The organism is Bartonella sp. AA2SXKL, assembly GCF_042197205.1.
GTDB lineage: Bacteria > Pseudomonadota > Alphaproteobacteria > Rhizobiales > Rhizobiaceae > Bartonella.
Genome location: NZ_JBHIRN010000187.1, coordinates 1 through 322 on the forward strand (window position 1 = coordinate 1; position 322 = coordinate 322).

At 40.1% G+C, this 322-nt stretch carries 2 pseudogenes; both read right to left on the reverse strand.

The features are described from left to right. Positions 1-72, reverse strand: a pseudogene (locus ACFINS_RS10595) (NifU family protein); the annotation flags it as partial. 56 nt (positions 73-128) lie between these two features. Further along, a pseudogene (locus ACFINS_RS10600) lies at positions 129-322 on the reverse strand (universal stress protein); the annotation flags it as partial.

Consider the following 322-nt stretch of genomic DNA (forward strand, 5'->3'; position numbering starts at 1 on the left):
GGAAAGTACCACACAACCTGGCAGAAATTTCAGTGTTGCAGGGTTTGGTGTGGTTTCAGTTTGAATAAACATAGACTCTCCTTTTATGGGATGGATCAGGGCGCTTCTTGAATGAAGAATACACTATTTTAGGCAATGGATTCAATATCTTCATCAGCGAGATTACTTGGAATAACGATAACAGGGATTGAAAAAGCTGTTCCCCGATTGCCAATTAATTGCACAAGCGGTCCGGGTCCTTCTGTATGTTCACGGGCAGCTAAAACAATAAGTGCAATTTGCTTATCTTAGTCAATCAGTTTGGCAATCTCATCAATTTTTT